The organism is Alteromonas sp. 009811495 (assembly GCF_028865455.1).
Taxonomy (GTDB): Bacteria; Pseudomonadota; Gammaproteobacteria; order Enterobacterales; family Alteromonadaceae; genus Alteromonas.
This window is the reverse complement of record NZ_CP113972.1, coordinates 470,459-491,407: the sequence shown is the minus strand read 5'-3', so window position 1 is coordinate 491,407 and position 20,949 is coordinate 470,459. Positions and strand designations below refer to the sequence as shown.

Below are 20,949 nucleotides of genomic sequence, written 5' to 3'. Positions count from 1 at the left end.
CTTAGTGCTTAGCCATATAATCTAACGTAAAGTTAGTGAGTAGTTTTACGCCCAACTTCATACCAGAATCGTCGATATAAAACTCTGGTGTGTGGTGAGCAGGGCTGTCCTCTTCAGATACATCAAGTGGCTTTCCACCCACCCACACATAAAGACCAGGCACTTGTTCTTGAAAGAATGAGAAGTCTTCTGCACCTGTCACTGGTTTAGACAAGAGGGTGTTTTCTTCCCCTGCTGTACGCTGCATGGTTGGTAACATTGCCTGCGTTAACTCAGGGTCGTTAAATGTAATCGGGTAATAATAATCTAACGGTAAGGTAAGCTCTGCTTCAGCCCCCATACTTTCTGCAATACCCTTCACTTTTCGCGGTAGGGCCTCGTAAATATGCTCACGCGCAGCTTTGTTCAGTGTGCGAATTGTCCCCACCAATTCAACTTCATTTGGAATAATGTTTGAACGGTTACCACCGTGAATTGAACCAATAGATACCACCGCGGCATCATCAATGACCTTAATTTCACGGCTGACGATAGTTTGGATAGCCATGATCATTTGCGCAGCCGTCACTACAGGGTCAACGCTTTTCCACGGATAAGCACCATGTGCTTGCTTGCCGTGAATAACAATTTTAAAGGGATCGACGGCAGCCATGGTACCGCCAGAATTATAGCGTACTTTACCAACGTCGGTATTAGCGCTGATATGAAGACCAAAAATAGCGTCTACATCAGGGTTCTTTAATACGCCCTCTTTAACCATAACCTCGGCACCACCCTTCTCGCCTGCAGGCGCACCTTCTTCAGCGGGCTGGAAAATGAATTTCACTTTCCCTTTAAGTTCACCCTTAATCTCAGTCAGAATTTTTGCTGCGCCCATAAGCATTGCCATATGCGTGTCATGACCGCAGGCATGCATAACTGGCACTTCTTTACCGTTGTACTCGCCCATTTGCTTAGAACGATACGGTAAGTCATTTTGTTCTTTAACCGGCAGTCCGTCCATGTCAGCACGAAGCGCTACTACAGGGCCTGGTTTGCCTGAATCTAAGATGGCAACTACACCGGTTTTTGCGACACCTGTTTGAACGTCTAACCCTAAGCTACGTAAGTAATTGGCTACATATTCTGCGGTTTTAAATTCGCGATTAGATAACTCAGGAAACTCATGAAAATGATGTCGCCACTTAATAACGTCAGGCTCAACTTTAGATGCTAATGCCTCAACATCAGCGCCGTATGCAAGTGAAGTCGATACAGTGAAAAGCCCTGCAAGGGTAAGCGATAGCAATTTCCGATACATATTATTGTTTCCTCTGATGTTTTGGACAGAGTAGATCATCTTGAAAAAGAAAACATCACTTATCACAGTACATAGCAATTTTTGCCACTAATGGTGGTTATATATTTGCGGTTATTTACCAATGCCAAAATACGCCATTGGCATCTACTTGGGTAGTAGACTGAAGTCTAGGTTAACTTTGTTGTTTTTGTTCTGGCTTTATTCTGCCTTTTTTATAGGTAAAAAAAACGCCACTAAGAAGTGGCGTTTTTTAAAATGTTCAAAAGTGCATTAGCTCTTTTGTCTGCGCATGGCGTCGAAGAACTCATCGTTTGTCTTAGTCATAGACAGCTTACTGATAAGGAATTCCATGGCGTCAATTTCTGACATTTCATGAACAATTTTGCGAAGGATCCACATTTTCTGTAGTTCATCTTGCGCAGTAAGTAACTCTTCACGACGTGTGCCTGAGCGGTTAAAGTCAATAGCTGGGAATACACGCTTTTCCGCAATTTTGCGATTAAGGTGTAATTCCATGTTACCGGTACCTTTAAACTCTTCGTAGATAACTTCATCCATCTTAGAGCCAGTATCGATAAGCGCAGTCGCGATAATTGTTAAGCTACCGCCCTCTTCTACGTTACGTGCTGCACCAAAGAAACGCTTAGGTTTGTGTAGTGCATTAGCGTCTACACCACCAGTAAGTACTTTACCTGATGATGGAATAACCGTGTTGTACGCGCGTGCAAGACGGGTAATTGAGTCAAGCAAGATAACCACGTCTTTTTTGTGCTCAACTAATCGCTTGGCTTTCTCGATAACCATTTCCGCAACCTGAACGTGGCGGCTAGCTGGTTCATCAAACGTTGATGCTACTACTTCGCCTTGTACAAGGCGGTGCATTTCAGTTACTTCTTCTGGACGCTCATCAATAAGCAATACCATTAGCTCACACTCTGGGTGGTTAGCCGCAATCGATTGTGCAATATTTTGAAGAAGCAATGTTTTACCCGCTTTAGGCGGAGCAACGATAAGACCACGCTGACCTTTACCAATGGGTGATGCTAGGTCTAGTACACGTGCGGTGATGTCTTCTGTAGAGCCATTACCACGTTCCATACGCAAACGGTCGGCTGCGTGAAGCGGTGTAAGGTTCTCAAATAAAATTTTATTGCGAGAGTTTTCCGGCTTATCGAAGTTTACTTCGCGGATTTTTAGCAGCGCAAAGTAACGCTCGCTATCTTTTGGCGGACGAATCTTTCCTGCAATAGTGTCACCCGTGCGCAAGTTAAAGCGGCGGATTTGGCTTGGCGATACGTAAATATCGTCTGGCCCTGCAAGATACGATGAGTCAGCTGAACGCAAAAAGCCGAAACCGTCCTGTAATATTTCTAATACCCCATCGCCAAAGATGTCTTCACCGCTTTTCGCGTGTGTCTTTAGGATTGAGAAAATGATGTCTTGTTTTCTGGCGCGTGCCATGTTTTCCAGGCCCATTTCCTCGGCCAGGGCAACCAACTCGCTTATTGGTTTATTCTTTAATTCAGTTAAATTCATACTGGTGGGTCTTTGTGCTTGAACTTCGCTTACAGGACTAATTGTCACTCTGTTCTAGTTTAGATTTGATATCACCCGGATATGGGCGTAAGCAGAATGCTGCTCGGATGAGCGCTGAAGAAAAGTTAGCACTATATTTAATCAACGTCCAGCGTTTTACTGCCGAAATGTTAATTATTTTGTTATTGATAGGCTCGTTCGATTCATGAATGGGCTTAAAACAAAAAAACCGGCGCCATTTTGGCCCCGGTTTCTTCATTGCGCAATTAATTATAGATTTTCGTTAAGAAACTCTGTTAATTGTGCTTTTGATAATGCACCAACTTTTGTTGCAGCAACGTTACCGTTTTTGAAAAGCAGCAATGTAGGAATACCACGAATACCATATTTAGGTGGAGTTTCGTTATTTTCATCGACATTCAACTTGCCAACTGTTAACTTGCCATCAAACTCGGTCGCAACTTCTTCTAAGATAGGTGCGATCATTTTACACGGGCCACACCATTCGGCCCAGAAGTCAACCAGTACAGGACCTTCAGCATTGATAACATCTGCTTCGAATTTATCGTCAGATAACTGGATAATTTTGTCGCTCATTCTTTTCTCCATTTTTGGTCAGTTGCTGATTTGTCTCAGCCCGACCATAAGTGTTATATAGAAACTGTTTTTTAATGCAAGCACTGATAAGCTATAAGCTATGCCTACTCACTTAACTGATACTCATTTTTCTGACCTGCCGATAAACGGCAAGGTTGTTGACGCCTTGGCGGCAGCTAATTTTTCACATTGTACACCAATTCAGGCGCTCGCTCTGCCTCCGTTATTAGACGGTCATGACATAGCAGGCCAGGCACAAACCGGAACCGGTAAAACCATCGCCTTTTTGGTAGCTACATTTCACTATTTGCTAAGCAAAGCAGAAAATGCAGCGAACAGCAAATCAAATGGCCCGCGCGCTATTATTATGGCGCCAACCCGAGAGCTAGCCGTTCAAATTTATAATGACGCCAAATTGCTTAGTGAGCACACTGGATTGTCACTTGGTTTGATTTATGGGGGCGAAGGTTACCAAAGTCAACGGGAAACTTTGGAAGAAGGGGTAGATATTATAATTGGTACGACAGGACGCATACTGGATTACTACAAACAGAATGTGTTTACGCTGAATAATATTCAGGTTGCCGTACTCGATGAAGCCGATCGCATGTTCGATTTAGGCTTTATTAAAGATATCCGTTTCTTATTCCGCCGTATGCCGCCAGCGGCTGAGCGTTTGAGCATGCTTTTCTCTGCGACATTAAGCTATCGCGTACAAGAGTTGGCTTATGAGCATATGAATAACCCGACACACGTTCAAGTAGCGCCAGAACAAACTACTGCGACACGTGTAACGCAAGAGTTATTCTACCCGTCTGATGACGACAAAATGCTACTGCTACTAACGCTACTTGAAGAAGAGTGGCCGGAAAAGGCGATTGTTTTTGCCAATACTAAAAATAGCTGTGAAAAGGTGACCGATTGGCTTACCGCTGATGGCCACCGCGTTGGCCTTTTAAGCGGCGACGTGCCACAGAAGAAACGTCTCGGTATTTTAGAAGATTTCACTAAGGGTAACTTGGATATTTTGGTGGCTACCGACGTTGCGGCACGCGGCCTACATATTGATGCGGTTACCCATGTATTTAACTATGACCTACCCGACGACGCTGAAGATTACGTACATCGCATCGGTCGTACCGGCCGAGCAGGTCAAAGCGGTGTAGCAATTAGTTTTGCTTGTGAAAAATACGCTTTGAATTTACCTTCTATAGAACAATACATTCAAAAAGCGATCCCGGTTACTGATTATGACCGCAGTGCATTGCTTGAAGATGTAACGCCACCAAAGCCACGCAGAAGACGTCCTCCTAATAATAGAAATTCGTCTCGACGTGGTAATGGACGCGGACGCGGCAAGCCGCAACAACGCAGCCACAAGGCGTAAAAGCAGTAAATGAAATAAGAGTGTTATATGCAGGCAGAACTTCAGCACGACGCACAGACCTATGGCGAGTATTACGCCGCCGTTGATTTAGGCTCTAACAGTTTCCATATGGTGATCGTTCATGTGGTTAATGGAAGCGTGCAAATTATAGGGAAAGTAAAACAGAAAGTGCGGTTAGCGGCAGGCTTAGACGACGCGATGGCACTGGATGAAGTTAGCATGGAACGCGGTTGGCAATGCCTGCAAGTGTTTTCAGAACGCTTACAAGATATACCTTCTTCTAATATCAGGATTGTGGCTACTGCGACGCTGCGCTTAGCCACCAATGCCCATGTCTTTATTCGCAAAGCCGAGGAAATCCTCAACCACAAGCTAGACGTTATTAGCGGCGAAGAAGAAGCTCGTCAAATATACTTAGGGGTAGCTTATACGTCGGCAAACCAAGGCAATAGCCTGGTTATTGATATTGGCGGCGCGAGTACAGAAATTATTATCGGCAATGACATGCAACCCATTCACCTAAAAAGTTTGGACATGGGGTGCGTCACCTTTATGGAGCGTTATTTTGAAGGTGGTAACATTACTGCGGATAATTTTTCCAACGCAAAGGCCGCCGCACGGGCATTGATTGACGAGGTCGCCGATGCCTTTTTGTGTTTCGACTGGGAAAACTGCTTAGGCGCTTCGGGCACACCTCAAGCAATAACTGAAATTTTGGTTGCTCAAGGGATCAGTGACGCCATTCGCTTAGATTACCTCTATCACTTAGAAAAACAGTGTGTGGAATGCGAACACATTAAAACTCTGAATATTGACGGCTTAGAAGACAATCGCAAAGCTATTTTTCCTTCGGGCTTAGCGATTCTTATTAGCTTGTTTGAAGCGCTTGAAATCAAACATATGAATATCTCAGGCGGCGCGCTACGCGAGGGTTTGATTTACGGCATGCTCGACAACATTAAAGAGAATGATCGTCGACAGCAAACCCTGAATCAAGCGATGCATCGTTATCATGTAGATACAAAGCACGCCAACAATGTAAGGCAAGTTGCTCTGACGCTTTGCCACCAACTGTGTGCACAGCAAAATATTTGCCATTTGGATACTGAAACCATTTTAGGTGCAGCTGCGCAGTTGCACGAAATTGGGCTTCACATTGAATATAAGCGACATCACGAGCACGGCGAATACATCCTTAGCCATATTGATTTACCCGGCTTTACGCGACTACAACGTGCAGCCATTAGAGATCTTGTTGCTCAGCATCGTTTGAGCGTGGACAAATCGCTGTTTGATAAATATCACGAAGACTATCGCCCCATGCTCAAAGGAATGTTGCGTGTGTTACGCATTGCTGTTGTCCTTTGTCTGCGACGTCAAAACAAGCATATACCAGAAGTGAGTTTGGTCTGTAATGACAGCAATTGGACGCTTACTTTCCCTGAAGGCTGGTTAAAAGCCCATCCTTTGATTAATGCAGAATTGGCAAATGAGTGCTGGCTTCAACATAAAGCTGGCTGCGAACTTATCTGCCAATAACCTAAGTGACTTATCCATAAAAAAGCCGCGAATAATCGCGGCTTTTTTATTGTTCTATAACGTTACAACCATGCTACGACTTAGCGAGTAGCGCCGCTGCTTTTGGCGCGAAATACGTTAATATGCCATCTGCGCCTGCACGCTTAAATGCCAAAAGTGACTCGAGTATAACCGCGTCTTCGTTTAGCCACCCATTAGCAAAAGCGGCTTGGTGCATGGCGTATTCACCACTCACTTGATATGCGAATGTAGGCACTTTAAAGGTTTCTTTACAGCGTCGTACAACATCAAGATATGGCATGCCAGGCTTCACCATTACCATGTCTGCACCTTCGTCGATATCCAGTGCTATTTCATGCAACGCCTCGTCAGTGTTTGCAGGGTCCATCTGATACGTCTTTTTATTGCCACCTTTAATGTTTGCAGCAGATCCGACTGCATCTCTAAAAGGCCCGTAATACGCTGATGCATATTTCGCTGAATACGCCATAATGCAGGTATTTATGTGACCGGCTTCTTCTAGTGCTTTTCGGATACTGCCAATGCGTCCATCCATCATATCTGAGGGGGCCACAATATCGGCGCCAGCGTCGGCATGTGATAATGCTTGCTTAATAAGTACATCGACAGTTTCGTCATTCATCACGTAACCCGATTCGTCTATTAAGCCGTCTTGGCCATGAGAAGTAAAAGGGTCAAGCGCAATATCCGACATTAGCATAACGTCGGGATAGGCCTTTTTAAGCGCGCGCATAGCCTGCTGTGCAAGGCCATCTGGATTAAATGCTTCACTGGCACAATCTGTTTTTAACGACATTGGGGTAACAGGGAAAAGTGCTAGCGTACGAATACCTAGTGCAACCCAATTTGCCGCTTCTTCCAGCAATAAATCAATAGATAGACGCTCTACTCCCGGCATAGAAGGCACGGCTTCTCTTGCGTTTTCGCCAGGTAAAACAAACACGGGATAAATTAAGTCGTCTGCTGTTAAAGTATGTTCTGCGACAAGCCCCCGCAGTGCGTCTTTAGCACGTAATCTGCGCATTCTGCGTAGAGGGAAAGAAGAAGATGTCATAGTTTGTCCTGTAAATAATCGTGTTTTACGTTGTTTCTGCCAGCTGCTTTTGCCTGGTATAACAATTCATCAGCATGCCTGAATAACACTTGTGCGTGATCTTCGTCGCGAATAATGGTGGTTGAAACCCCAGCACTTACGGTTAAGCCTATTTTCTCACCATTGTATAGTAATGGCGAATGTTCAAGGGCATCTCTCATCGATTCTACTACGTGTCGCGCACCTTCAAGATCCGTATTAGGCAATATAATGGCAAATTCTTCACCCCCTATGCGACATAAGTCATCGGTTGGGCGTTGAATAAGTGTCTGAAATAGCCGTGTAACGTGAATTAAACACGCATCACCACCATCATGCCCGTAGCCGTCATTAATTTGTTTAAAGTGGTCTACATCAATAATAGCTAGTGACAACGGAGTTTGCTCTCGTCTACTGCGCCGTCCTTCGGAACGCAGCCGCTTGTCGAAGTGACGACGATTATGAACACCCGTTAGCGGATCTATAGCATTAAGGCGTTCTAGTTCCTGGTTAACTTCCGATAGCTCTCTTAGGGTAATTTCAAGTTCAAGGGTGCGCTCTTCAACCTTGTATTCAAGATCGTCTTGATAACGCTTTTGAACCTCTAGCAAATTCTCTTTAGCAATATTGGCCTGCTTCTCTTGCTCTAGCGCAAACTGCTGTGCAGAAATCAGGTCTTCGCGGCTATGACTGTAATTATTTGCAAGAATAAGTGCCAGTATCAGTGTTTCCACTGCACCGCCAATGATAAGTAGGTTGTTTGATGAAATAGGTAACTCAATCAGATTTACGTTATCTAGGCTGGCACTCAATCCACTAACCAAAAGAAAAGCCCATGCAATTGTAAAATAGCGCGCCACGACAACGCCCTTTATGGCTAACCAAATGCCTAAACCAAGGGTATAAATGACTATGATGCTTAACAGCAGCAAATACACTTTTATCATGAGGTAATAAGGGAATATGAACCCCGCTACAATGTTTACCGCGCAAACCCAAGCTATGCTTTGCGTTATCTTGTCGAGCTTTACACTGAATTCTCTTATAGGAAGGAGACTACGTGTGAACATTGCTGCAAACATAATGGTCGTGCTTGAAAACAAGAGTAGCGCTTTGCTTTGTAGCCACGCATTATCAACCCACACATAGAGGTAACCATAGCCGTGGAGTGTTGCCAGTGTTAAGGCTAAGCTCAGTACGTACCCCGAGTAATAAAGAAACGACGCGTTACGCGCGGCAAACGTCAGAAAGGCGTTACTTACGCCCATCGCCACAAGCACGCCAAAGAAAATACCAAGAGCCAAGTTTCGTGCCGCAGAGTACGTAAGAAACTCTCTTTCTTCCCATATTCGCAGCGGCAGCCTAATTGTTCCTGATGTTTGAACGCGAATAAAAACACGTTGAGATTCAGCACTTAATGGCAGTGGGAACAATGGCGTTATGTGTTTGATAGGACGTAAGGTAATAGACTGGCTATCGCCTGCGGCGTATGTCGCAGCCGGTACAGTACCAATGCTACTAAAAATCCCTACATCGAGATGGTCAATTAACGGGTAATCGATGTGTAGTAAATAGCGTTGCTTATCACTTTCTGTTGGCGGTACAACTAACGAAAACCAGTGAACTTGGCTATTCATGCCTAAATTTACTGGTGAGGAAACGGATTGCCATAACGCGGGGGAAACACGAGTAATTGTTGAAAGGCTATAACTTTGGTCAGATTCGGTAAGATACGTTAACTGGGAAAACTGTGGTGTTTTACTTGCGTGTGGTGAAAGGCTCGACACCACAAAAATAAATGCGATAACGGCAACAAGAGTAATTGCGATAAGCCCAGCGTCATACCTTGGCACCGCTTTCATATTTATTCGCATACAAACCTACATCTACTGGAGTGAAAACAACTCACAAGTATTAGCATAACTGCAATTACGCAATATATCAGTCTCTAACTGCAGATACTCGCCTAATTGATTAGCGATATGAGGTAAAAACGCAGGCTCATTGTTGCGTTTACGCGGCCTTAGCGTTTTCGGAAACAAATAAGGCGCATCGGTTTCAAGCACCAATCTGTTTAGTGGAATGTGCTTGACCGCTTCTCTCAATTCAACGCCGCGCTTGTCATCGCACACCCAGCCTGTAATTCCGATATAAAGGCCCAGTTCGAGATAGTCTTGAACTTGTCTTTCATTACCCGTAAAGCAGTGAGCTATACCGCCTGCGAGTACAGGCATAAATCGGCGCAAAATAGCCATTTGCTGTTCGAAGGCATCGCGTTCGTGAAGATACACTGGCAGCCCAAGCTCCTGAGCAATAGTTAATTGGGTTTCAAAAACAGAAACTTGCGTGTCTCGTGGAGAAAAGTCACGATTAAAGTCTAAGCCACACTCGCCAATAGCAACACATCCTGGTTGCTGGGCAGCGCGCTTTAACAAGTCGTAATGATGCGGCTCTACATCTTTTGCATTGTGGGGGTGTACACCTATTGTGTAACACAAATGCTCTGGATATTGCTGGTAAAGCGCAGAGGCACGCTCCCACTCATTGGGATGAGTAGTAATAACCAGTAATTTAGTGACGCCTGCATCCTTGGCGTTATTGATTACGTCGTCGGCGTCAAATCGACTATCCAGAAGATTGACGCCAGCATCGAACCACGCCATCTACTTAAGGCGCTTCACTTTTATTCGCTTGTTAACACCTTCTACACCCATAAAGAATGCGCCAAGAAAGCCACGATCAATCGTAACCGTTTGGCCAACTTCGATATTAAGGTAGGTATCATCGGTTTGTTGCCACACTGAGCCGTCGCTAAATGTCACTACGTACTTCCCGCGCAAGCTCTTAGAAATATCCGTTATCGTTAACGACACTTCACTTAATTGGTTTGTTGGCTTCTTCTTGTTTTCTAAACCAAATTCGCTGGCCGGATCTGCAGGCGTGTTGGTTTGTGGCGCTTGCGCTACACCTTGTTGGCGAATAGCAGGCAACGGCTGCACTGTGCCCACAAGCTCGTTCGCACCGTCAAACTGGTCTAACGACTTGGCAAGGCGGTCATAGCACACCAAACGTTTAAGACTATTATCGGTACTACGGCATTTTTGTAAGGCTTCTCCCACTGTCTCAGCCTGTGCTGAGAACGCGCCAAAGGCGCATAGCATAGTGATTAGAGAAAGAGCGCGTGTTTTCATTTTTATTCCTTTCTATATATAACTGCTATGTGTTGTCAGGGCGCTGCTCGGGTTCGTCCTCATCAGACTTAGATCGACCTGCATACAAGCCGCCAACAATGACACCCACTTCAAACAATAACCACATGGGAATGGCAAGTAGGGTTTGTGAGATCACATCTGGTGGCGTCAGTAGCATACCTACAACAAAAGCACCTACCACAACATAGGGGCGCTTTGCGCGTAGGGATTTTGCGTCAGTGACCCCAGTCCAACACAATAAAATAATGGCAATCGGTATCTCGAATGAGACACCAAAAGCAAAAAACAGTTTCAGTACAAAATTAAGATAACTGGAAATATCGGTACTTACCGTAACCCCTTCTGGCGCCACACTGTTAAAAAAAGCAAAGGCAATAGGGAAAACCACAAAGTACGCAAAGGCCATACCAGCATAAAACAGCAAGGTACTTGATAACAGTAAAGGTGCGACCAAGCGTTTTTCATTGCGGTATAAACCGGGGGCAACAAATCCCCATACTTGGTACAGCACATAGGGTATTGCAATAAAAAAAGACAGTACCAAGGTGAGTTTGAACGGCGCAAAAAACGGCGACGCCACATCGGTTGCAATCATGGTTGCATTTTCAGGCAAGCTTTCGAGCAAAGGCAGTGCAAGCAACTGATACAAATCTTGCGCGAAGGCAGCCAAACACAAAAACACAACCAACACACTCAAAAGGGCTTTGAGTATGCGACTACGCAGTTCAATCAGGTGAGAAATTAAGTTGTTAGCGTCAGACATCTATTGTTTTTTATAAGGTTCTTGAACCGATTCAGCAGCTTTCTTAAGCTCATCAACACTTTGTTCAAGTTCAGGTGAAAGGTTTTTGAGCCCTTGTTGCTCTGCTTTTTTCAAATTTTCATGCAATTCATGCACTCGCAATTGATGCTCCACTTCTTGCTTAAAGCCAGTGGCAACATTGCGAACGCTTCGAATTGTATTAATAGTCGAGCGCATAGCTCCCGGTAAACGTTCTGGCCCTAAAATCAATAGCGCCAGCACACCGATAACTAGTAGCTCCCAAAAGCCGATATCGAACATTAGGATTTTTCTTTAACGTCACTCGATGTTTTAGCAGATACCGTGTCCGCCGTTGATTTTTCTTCAACTTGCTTGTTCTGCTCAAAGTCTGCGTCTTTGTCGTCTTCAGTTACCGCTTTTTTGAAGCCTTTAATTGCGCCACCTAAATCAGTACCAATACCTTTAAGACGTTTTGTGCCAAACAATAACACTACGATAACCAGTATGATCAGCAGTTGCCAGATACTAATTCCACCCATAAAAATAATCTCCCTTACATCAATTTCCACAGTATGCCATTGCACGGCGATGCTTTCACCTGAATATTTGTGACAACGAATAATCATTGACGTTTTGTTGATGAAGCGCGATGCTCTAGTAGTGAGTTCTACTCTACTCGCAGTCTGGTTTTTATTGCCAATTTAACAAGGAGTTAGTTAGCAATGCTGTGTATTGTGGCCGTTTGTTCTTCATTATTGTTGCTGCCTAATCAGGGTGTGGCTAGCGATAGTGCGTCGGTCAATAATCCAGATTATCAGATAAACAGCGCTCAAAATGAGGCAGAAAAGAATAATCGATGGTTTGATATCTGGCAGCGTAGTTTTACTGATTCAATGGATTTTACGGTCAAACAACTCGATGGCCTTTTTCTCGATGATGACGCGCGCGCGTCCCACAAACAGGCACGCGCTGAAGGCAGAGTTCAGCTTGCATGGGAGCCTCGCATTGGCATGCTCTCCGACACCGATTTGCGATTTAGAATAAGAGTACAACTTCCCGCGCTTGAAGATAGAGTGGATTTGCTGCTCAGCGATAATGAAGATGAAACGCAAGACAATACCATTCGCGCCGCGAGAAATACTGATAACAATGATCGGGACCGTACCACCATTGCACTGCGTTTCAGACCAGAGCAAGATTCACATTACTCTTTTCGTGTGGGCGCAGGTAGACGCGACCAGCTTTATGTAAAGGCCCGCTATCGCGATGCTTTAGCCCTGTCTTCTCAATGGGCAATGCTATATGACAGCGAACTTTACTTTTACTCACGGGACCGCTTAGGCGCAGAGACTGGCGTTGCGTTTCAATACGATGTGAACGAGAAGCACCTTTTCCGCCAGAACAATCGATTTTATTTTAGAGATGATACAAACGACTGGCTTTGGCGACATGAAGTGCACCATCTGTATTCGGTGGATGAACACAATGCGATCGTTCCCCATTTTATGGTTGAAGGACTCAGCCAGCCGAACTATCGCGTTGAAGAAATATACGCAGGAATGCGTTGGCGCAATAATACATTACGCGATTGGCTCTTCTTTGAAGTAGAGCCCTTTGTATTATGGTTACGTAATGAAGACTTCAAGACGTCGTACGGTGTTGCACTGCGCATTGAAGCCTATTACGGGAAAGATACCTAAATACGCTTATGGCTCGAACACCAAAAATGGTACATAGGCATAACCACAATAATTGTTACGCTGAACGACTGACTGCGCGGAACGTTTAAGTACATGAGTTGTGCCAAGGTGCTCCCACGATGTTTCTTCAGCGTTGCGACAAAGACGCATTACCTGCTCCCGCCACACACCGTCAGCGCTACCTTTTTTATTGGCATGGCGCGGTATTGCGTTATCTTGTTTCACTAAGTCGATATTTAGTACCCCTTCGCGAATTGTGCCTTTGCTGCCCGAGGGCACAAAGCTCGCAGAGCCGGCTATTATGCGTTTAGCCTTTTCTTTATATCGCGTTTCTTCTATGCGCCCTTCACTAAGGTCGACAATAAACACGCCACCTTTACCGATAACACTGAAACTAAGTTGATTTGCTTGCGTCTCAGGTTCGACAAGTAATGCGGTTGTTTCATCAACCCCAAAGCCAAATTGTTGCTGACTCTGTGCCGTCGCAGCGATTAGCCTTACTTCTCGGTCGCGCTCTGAAAAATGGGTGTCTAATAGACCGTAACGAAATAAGCCCAATCCACCCACAGGGTTAAGTGTAACGGCATTATCCAAAAGATGATTCTCACAACCACTGCCGTCTTCACAACGCTGGGAGACGGGTGGTACGGCGAAAACCCCACTGGAAAGAACACCTTCTGAGTCGCCACTTGTGAGCATAGGGATAGGTCGTCCATTTGCAAAACCACCAGCCTGAACTGCCGTACCTGCACTTGTGCCGCCGACAACAATGGCATCTGCCTTCCACAATGCTCGAAGATGAGTTAAAAAGGTACTCGGTTCACCGGTAGGTGTTGTAAGTGCGGCAAGGGTTTTACTTTGATCGCCGCCATTAAAAAATAATCCGTCGAGATTAGACAGCGTATCAAGTGCCAATGTTTCATCTAGACACCAAGCCGTTTGTTTTTCAGCACGCTCTGGGTACAAGCGCGCTTTGTCGAATAATGTAAACTGCGCCCTGAAATGGGGTAAGTTTTCACAGCCCTTGCCGCCCATATCGCTTACAAATTTAGCGTGCTGTAAGGCAGGTGTTAATGGTATCCACTCCACATCGATATCTGCGTTACTAAATACCCCTGTGTAGAAATCTACGGCTTCAAATGGGTCCCGGGATGATGCGGTGATCACGCCTACTCTTACTCGCCGCTCAACCCTCTTTTTGCGATGCTTGTCTTTTGCCGCTTGTAGAAAAGCATTGTATACATCAACCGACGCTTTTTCTTTGGTATGCGCAAGGGATACCCGCTCTTTAAGGCGCTCTCCCTTCGAATCTACCTGACTGACTTCTAATGAGTCCAAAAGTAAAAAATAGCTCGCATCCGAGAGGCTGCGAATGTCATCGTTGTGAAACCCTGCATCATTAAGGGCGTCAAACAACGCATTCTTCTTATACTGCGCACCACCCAAAGATGAATAAATATTCGATAATGATGAATACAAAATTTCATCAAATTTACCAAACTCAGTACTGTTCTTTCGGTATCTCGACAGCGACTCTGCATTAACTTCGTAGAGAGCATGTGTTTTCGCGTTAACAAAAACATGATCTGAATCGCAGTTTTTGGCAGACAGACTTGCACATGTCTTAAGCGCACCACCCGCCAAAATCAAATTAGGCGAAGCGAAAGAATAACAAGAAAAAACATATATATAGAAAAAACATGACAACTTAACAGGCAATTTCATGGGCGCCCTGCAGACACTGTTTAAAATGTTCAAAAAAGAGACTTTCATTTAATCCAACGGCGTATTTATTTGATTGACTTTTATTCACCGTAGTGTTAACTAATTATTAATGTCAACGGTTTCGTTAACACCGTTAAACACTATTTTACCCAGACGAAATGCATAATTCGTCACAGCACTGGTTTTATTCGATGATCAAGAAAGCTGCCAATCTTGGCAACTATCGCTATCAAAACTTTTACTTGTCGGAGTGGTTCGACGAGTAGCCTCCAAGCCCTTCAATTAATTGAAGCGGCCTCGCTGCGTCTTGCAGCAAATTTCTCTTTAATCAAGTGTTGAATCGCGCGTAAAGCGGCATCAGACCGTGCGTGTTATGGGAATTACAATAATGAAAAAATCGACGTTACTTCACAGAATCAGTGTGTCTGTTGGCACGCTCAGCTACCTATCTCTTTGTATTGCTGGTGCGGCGTTCGCTCAAGAACCCGTCAATGAAGACGAGACCGTTGAACGCATTCAGGTGACCGGTAGTAATATTCGCGGTGCCAATATGGAGGGCGCGCAGCCACTCACCGTTTTGACTTCAGATGATATTGCTCGCACAGGCGCATCAACCATTTCAGAGCTTATGCGTACGGTGACTCAAGCTCGCGGTGGCGTAGGCACGTTTGATACAACACAAAGTGGCGCAACATCTACATCAACCCCACCAGGGCAAGCGGCTGCGTCGTTGCGCGGAATAGGTCCGTCATCCACACTGACGTTAGTGAATGGGCGTCGAATCGCAGCCAGTTCATTCGCCGCAGGTACAGAGAACTTTGTTGATATCAACAGCATTCCAGCATCAGCGGTAGAGCGTGTTGAAATTCTTGCTACGGGTGCATCGGCAATTTACGGCGCAGACGCTGTGGCAGGCGTTATCAACTATATTCTCAAAGACGATTACGAGGGTCTTGAGCTTTCTACCAACTACGAAAACACCACGAACAGCAACGATCACGGTGTGCTGAATTTTCAAATGTTGTGGGGCAAGAACTTTGAAAACAGCAACCTCACTGCCTTTGTCGATTACTACGACAGAAAAGCAATTCGCGCAGTAGACTTTTCGCAGACCCGCGAGCCTATTTTGCAAAGTAGCTATTCATATCTTGCGAAAGGCCAACCCAACATTTACTTCAACAGCGCCAGAGACGGTAACGAGATGCCAGCACCTAATTGTGCTGACGAGTTAACCATTACCGAGTTTGGCGAAGAAATATGTGCTTACTATGCTAATGAAGATGACTATTTTGAAACGCCACTTGAGACCCTTTCTGGTGGCTTCACCTATACCTATCAAGGTGACAATCTAACCTGGCGTACAGACTTGCTGGCTTCACATACCAAATCAACGTCGTTTTCTACACCAGCGCCTATCAACCAAGTTGATGACGAAGAAGGCGCGTGGATAGGTGTGGACGCCCTTGATGTATTGGACGAGACAACGCGAAATAGCATTTTTGATAACCTATATGTTGACCCTTTTGATACGGTGGCCGGTCGTGAACTTGAGGGTTTCCAATACGACGCACGCTTCTCATCGCCGCGCACCGTTGAAATCGAGACAGATGCCATCCGTTTGGTGACCTCAGTACTAGGATATTTTGGTGACTGGGAATGGGAAGCCGGTGCACTGTATTCTCGCAGTGAATCAGAACAAGTTGCCACGCAAGGTATCTACAACCGTTATTTGTATACCGCAGCCGCCCACGGCGAATTGTGTGAGAATGGCAACATTGCCCAATACAACAGTGATGATGACAGCTTAAGCTGTGCGGGCAGTAACTTACTTTCTGCGTACAACCCATTCTTAGTGGGTGACGCCCAAAACGACGCTATTTTAGGCCTTACTCAAGCACGTCCGACGCGCGATGGTACCAGCGAAGTATTTGGTGTTGATGCTAAAATCAACGGAGAGATTGCTCAATTCAATGGCAACGCCGTTTTACTTGCAGCAGGTGTTGAGTTTAGACGCGAAGAAATTACCGATATGCCTTCCCTTGACTCTCAAGCCCGTGCAGAAAATGATTTTCTTGTCGACGTCTTTGGTTTTGGTTCAAGTGCATCTGCTGCCGATAGAAACCAGATGGGTATTTTTACCGAAGTATTTGTGCCTGTTTCTGACAAGTTCGATATTAGCCTTGCGGGACGTTTTGACGATTACAATGACTTTGGCAGTACCTTCAATCCCAAAGTGGGCTTTACGTATCGACCACTTGATAACCTTGTGCTGCGAGGCTCTTGGTCTACTGCATTTAGAGCACCTTCACTAACCCAAGCTGGCGTACAGCTGCGAACTACCCGTGCCTCGTTTGACTGTAGCGTTAATAGCGCAGTCGCTGATTTATATTGCGAAGGTCAAGGTACGGTGCGCGGGAACAACGTACTTGAGTTAGGCAACCCTGCTCTGCGCGCTGAAGAATCTGAGACGTACTCGTTTGGTTTTGCCTACAGCCCTACTGATAATACGCATATCACGGTAGATTACTGGACATTCGACCACGAAGATATTGTTGATACCAACATGACAGGCGTGCTCAACGAAGCGATTACCGACGCTTCACTGCGCCATTGCGGTGTATTAGACGAAGGTGAAATCGGCATCTCATATCTAGAAGATTTATGTTTGGTCACTGACAGCCAAGGAAACACCATAGAGGATGACGGTGCAAACCTTACTGAGATTTTAGATGCATGGGTGGCCTTTGATGACCCGCGCTTTGCAGAGCTCCCCTTATTCAGAGACCATATCTTATTGCTAGATAACACCGGTACTCAGGAACTTGAAGGTATTGACTGGAACGTTACGCACGACATTAACTTGTCTCGCGGCACCTTAGAGCTGGGGTTGTCTGGTACCCACTATCTTACTTACGATCGCAACAGACCGGGCTCAGATCAGATAGAGTCGCTCGCAGGCACATTCTTGTACCCTGAAACCGTTGCAACCGCCGAGCTTTTCTATGTTGAAGAAGACTGGTATGTCGGTGCTTACGTCTTCTATACTGGCAGCTACGATGATGACATTATCCGCTTGCGAGGTCGCGAAATCGACGAGCTAATAGATATTGGTGCGATTACCGAAGAAAACCAAGAACGAGATGTCAGCAGTTGGACAACGGTAACGCTTAGTGCAGGTTATTACTTTGACAACGCCGACATTCGATTAACTGTGGACAACCTATTTGACCGCGATGCACCAACTGCATATGGTTCTGGAAGAGGCTTTGATGCATATAACCACGACCCATTTGGTACGCGCTACACGCTTGCGTTTAGCTACTATTTTCAATAAGTGACACCAAGGGGGCGTAACGCCCCCTTTCATTCTCGGAGGTAAGGTTGCAACATTCACCTTCAACATCGCGTATGCCAGACGCATTTGTCATCTTGTTTTTTGTTATTCTGATTGCAGGTCTTGTTTCTTGGCTTGTACCTGCAGGTTCATTTGATACAAAAGACATTGTCACATCCTCTGGCGACGTAAAAACGGTATTAGATGCCGATAGTTTTACTTATAGTGAGACACATCACGGATTTGTGTTGTTTGACGGTTCTGGCAATACAACGGGGATCGCTAACTATGCCTTTGATGGTATGGTGTCAGGCGACAAGTGGGGTGCAGCGGTAGGCGTTATTGCCTTTATTCTTATTGTTGGTGGCGCCTTTGGCATTGTTATGCAAACAGGGGCTATCAATAACGGAATAATGGCACTGATAAACCGTTATCAGCACGCCGACAATTTACTGCTACCGGCACTATTTTTATTGTTCTCATTAGGCGGCGCAGTGTTTGGTATGGGTGAGGAAGCCATAGCCTTTTGTATCGTTCTGGTACCCTTAATGACCGCAATGGGCTACAACGGCATTATGGCCGTACTCGTTACCTATGTCGCTACCCAGATAGGTTTTGCTACCAGTTGGATGAATCCATTTTCTGTCGCCATTGCACAAGGCATCGCTGACGTACCTTTGATGTCGGGGCAAGGGTTTCGCATTGCAACGTGGGCGATATTTACTCTAGTTGGACTATTATTCACCCTGCGCTACGCGAAGAAACTAAAAGTAGTAAATACAAATAAACTCGCAAGTGAACACCCACACTCTAACACCATACCGAATGAAAGCGCTGTAGAGCCTGATGATGCGAAAACATCATTTAGTACAGTAGACAAGATCATTCTTGTTGCGTTTTTTGCCTGCATTATTTGGGTTATGTGGGGGGTTATTGTACACGCTTATTACATTCCACAAATTGCTTCACAATTTTTCTGTATGGGCATTATCGTAGGCGCTATTGCATGGTTTGGCGGTCGTATGCGAATGAACGATATTAGTGCCGCCTTCGTAAGTGGTGCCCAATCATTACTGCCAGCGGCGTTAATTGTGGGTATGGCAAAAGGGATTGTGCTGGTGTTAGGTGGCGACGATGTCACCACGCCTTCGGTACTCAATACATTGCTGCATCATACTGGTAGCACGCTGGCGCATACAGGATCAGTCATGAGTGCTTGGTTAATGCTGGTATTTCAAAGTATCTTTAACTTCTTCATTGCTTCAGGCTCAGGGCAAGCCGCCATTACCATGCCGCTTATGGCACCGTTATCCGACTTAGTTGGCGTGACCCGTCAAGTTGCTGTACTGGCATTTCAATTGGGCGATGGCTTAACCAACCTTATTATTCCTACCTCAGCTTCGCTTATTGGCTGCTTAGGCGTAGCTGGTGTTAGCTGGACAACATGGGTAAAATTCATCGCTAAATTTTGTGCATGCCTTTTTTTGCTCGCGTCACTCACTGTTATCACCGCCGTTCTAATAGGTTTCTCTTAAATGCTCACGCTGATTAAAAATGTAGAATGTTATGCACCTTCCCCACAAGGAAGTGTTGATATTCTTATCGCCAACAATGCAATTGCCCATATTGCACCTGACATCTCGCTTACCTCTTCGCTTGTAAACGTTATTGATGGGAGCAATCTTATTGCGCTGCCTGGCTTAGTGGATAGCTTGGTCCATATCTCTGGTGGTGGCGGTGAGGGAGGTTTTCATACCCGTACCCCGCAAATGTCGTTAACTGAAGCAACATTACATGGTGTAACAACGGTGATTGGTGCATTAGGCACCGATGCCACCACTCGCACTTTGCCTGACCTTGTTGCTAAAGCAAAAGGACTGAATATTGAGGGGATTAGTGCGTATTGTTACACCGGTTCGTATCACTTACCTGCCCGTACGATTACTGGCAGTGTTACCGACGATATAGTGCTTATTGATGCAATGATTGGTATAGGCGAAGTGGCGATTGCCGATCACAGAGCTGCCGAACCTACGGTGCAGGCATTGGCCGAAGTAGCGGCGCAAGCGCGCACTGGCGGTATGATTTCAGGTAAGGCGGGCATTGTTTATATCCATACCGGTGATGGGAAACGTCAACTTTCACTTTTACACGATGTGATTAACAATACCGACATACCCGCAAGCCAGTTTTATCCCACTCACATCAACAGAAATCAAGGTTTGCTAGAGGCCGGCATTGCCTGGACGCGCTGTGGCGGTGTTATTGATATGACCACAAGCACCAATGAACAGTTTATTGAAGAAGGCGAAATTCCGGCTGCTGATGCCATAGCATATTGCCTAACAAACGGCGTTACTGCACGGCATTTAAGTATGAGCTCAGATGGTAACGCGAGTTTGCCCGTCTTTGATGATAATGGCATGTTAGTGGGCTTGGAAGTTGGCAAAGTCGGGAGTTTATTCGACGCGTTCAAAGCGCTGGTTTTGGAACATAACGTTTCACTTGAAAACGCCATTCAAGTGGTCAGTACAACACCTGCGCGTATGCTGAAACTTCACCAAAAAGGAAAACTAGAGCCAAATAGCGATGCAGACATCGTGCTATGCAACAAGACAACCTTAGATATTGTTCATGTTATTGCGAAAGGCAAGCACGTTGTGGTCCAGGGTAAGGCCATTGTAAAAGGCACGTTTGAATAATTGTAATTGGAAACGCTAACTGAAACAGGAGAACGCTTAGCGAGGAGCCAGGCATTCTCTA

The 20,949-nt window shown here is 45.4% G+C and carries 17 protein-coding genes; 6 read left to right on the top strand and 11 right to left on the bottom strand.

What is annotated here, in order from left to right; genetic code table 11:
* Nucleotide 1: 1 nt before the first annotated feature.
* From OZ660_RS02150 to trxA, 3 genes are all read right to left on the bottom strand, one after another.
* On the bottom strand, nt 2–1,300 hold the full coding sequence (locus OZ660_RS02150) for an amidohydrolase (RefSeq protein ID WP_226433323.1): 1,299 nt from the start codon (nt 1,298–1,300) through the stop codon (nt 2–4).
* Nucleotides 1,301–1,570: 270 nt separating this feature from the next.
* A complete protein-coding gene (rho, locus tag OZ660_RS02145) occupies nt 1,571–2,836 on the bottom strand; it encodes a transcription termination factor Rho (RefSeq protein WP_014997165.1) in 1,266 nt (421 codons plus the stop codon).
* A gap of 270 nt (nt 2,837–3,106) precedes the next feature.
* Nucleotides 3,107–3,433: a thioredoxin TrxA gene (gene trxA, locus OZ660_RS02140; RefSeq protein ID WP_012517074.1), complete on the bottom strand. Its 327-nt coding sequence runs from the start codon at nt 3,431–3,433 to the stop codon at nt 3,107–3,109.
* 100 nt (nt 3,434–3,533) lie between these two features.
* On the opposite strand from trxA, the gene rhlB reads away from it, so the two are divergent.
* Complete coding sequence (gene rhlB / locus OZ660_RS02135) at nt 3,534–4,820, top strand: ATP-dependent RNA helicase RhlB (RefSeq protein WP_274742392.1); 1,287 nt, start codon at nt 3,534–3,536, stop codon at nt 4,818–4,820.
* 27 nt (nt 4,821–4,847) lie between these two features.
* Entirely contained in the window at nt 4,848–6,359 is a 1,512-nt protein-coding gene (locus OZ660_RS02130) for a Ppx/GppA phosphatase family protein (RefSeq protein ID WP_274742391.1), read from the top strand.
* Nucleotides 6,360–6,432: 73 nt separating this feature from the next.
* On the opposite strand, the gene hemB is transcribed toward OZ660_RS02130, so the two are convergent.
* The 7 genes from hemB to tatA are packed head-to-tail and all read right to left on the bottom strand — an operon-like array spanning nt 6,433 to nt 11,966.
* The gene (gene hemB, locus OZ660_RS02125; RefSeq protein WP_202263352.1) at nt 6,433–7,434 is read right to left on the bottom strand and encodes a porphobilinogen synthase; all 1,002 of its coding nucleotides are present in this window, start codon (nt 7,432–7,434) and stop codon (nt 6,433–6,435) included.
* Nucleotides 7,431–9,326 carry a sensor domain-containing diguanylate cyclase gene (locus tag OZ660_RS02120; protein ID WP_274742390.1) on the bottom strand — a complete coding sequence of 632 codons (1,896 nt, stop codon included), beginning with the start codon at nt 9,324–9,326 and terminating at the stop codon, nt 7,431–7,433. Before OZ660_RS02120 ends, hemB begins: the two co-directional genes overlap by 4 nt.
* 12 nt (nt 9,327–9,338) lie before the next feature.
* Nucleotides 9,339–10,115 (bottom strand): TatD family hydrolase, encoded by a 777-nt coding sequence (locus OZ660_RS02115; RefSeq protein ID WP_274742389.1) that lies wholly within the window; start codon nt 10,113–10,115, stop codon nt 9,339–9,341.
* Nucleotides 10,116–10,643 carry a hypothetical protein gene (locus OZ660_RS02110; protein ID WP_226433329.1) on the bottom strand — a complete coding sequence of 176 codons (528 nt, stop codon included), beginning with the start codon at nt 10,641–10,643 and terminating at the stop codon, nt 10,116–10,118.
* Nucleotides 10,644–10,668: 25 nt separating this feature from the next.
* Nucleotides 10,669–11,427 (bottom strand): twin-arginine translocase subunit TatC, encoded by a 759-nt coding sequence (tatC, locus tag OZ660_RS02105; RefSeq protein ID WP_159627297.1) that lies wholly within the window; start codon nt 11,425–11,427, stop codon nt 10,669–10,671.
* Entirely contained in the window at nt 11,428–11,727 is a 300-nt protein-coding gene (tatB, locus tag OZ660_RS02100) for a Sec-independent protein translocase protein TatB (RefSeq protein ID WP_202263348.1), read from the bottom strand.
* Nucleotides 11,727–11,966, bottom strand: a complete 240-nt coding sequence (gene tatA / locus OZ660_RS02095; protein ID WP_159627298.1) for a Sec-independent protein translocase subunit TatA — start codon at nt 11,964–11,966, stop codon at nt 11,727–11,729. Before tatA ends, tatB begins: the two co-directional genes overlap by 1 nt.
* Nucleotides 11,967–12,149: 183 nt before the next feature.
* Between tatA and OZ660_RS02090 the strand changes: the two genes are divergently transcribed.
* Nucleotides 12,150–13,127, top strand: a complete 978-nt coding sequence (locus tag OZ660_RS02090; protein ID WP_274742388.1) for a hypothetical protein — start codon at nt 12,150–12,152, stop codon at nt 13,125–13,127.
* Nucleotides 13,128–13,133: 6 nt separating this feature from the next.
* Here OZ660_RS02090 and OZ660_RS02085 read toward each other — a convergent pair whose 3' ends face one another.
* On the bottom strand, nt 13,134–14,852 hold the full coding sequence (locus OZ660_RS02085; protein WP_274742387.1) for a cyanophycinase: 1,719 nt from the start codon (nt 14,850–14,852) through the stop codon (nt 13,134–13,136).
* Nucleotides 14,853–15,240: 388 nt separating this feature from the next.
* Between OZ660_RS02085 and OZ660_RS02080 the strand changes: the two genes are divergently transcribed.
* From OZ660_RS02080 to iadA, 3 genes are all read left to right on the top strand, one after another.
* Complete coding sequence (locus tag OZ660_RS02080) at nt 15,241–18,186, top strand: TonB-dependent receptor domain-containing protein (protein ID WP_274742386.1); 2,946 nt, start codon at nt 15,241–15,243, stop codon at nt 18,184–18,186.
* A 74-nt stretch (nt 18,187–18,260) separates the two neighbouring features.
* Complete coding sequence (yfcC, locus tag OZ660_RS02075; RefSeq protein ID WP_274743420.1) at nt 18,261–19,721, top strand: putative basic amino acid antiporter YfcC; 1,461 nt, start codon at nt 18,261–18,263, stop codon at nt 19,719–19,721.
* Nucleotides 19,722–20,888 carry a beta-aspartyl-peptidase gene (gene iadA, locus OZ660_RS02070; RefSeq protein WP_274742385.1) on the top strand — a complete coding sequence of 389 codons (1,167 nt, stop codon included), beginning with the start codon at nt 19,722–19,724 and terminating at the stop codon, nt 20,886–20,888.
* Nucleotides 20,889–20,949 lie beyond the last annotated feature (61 nt).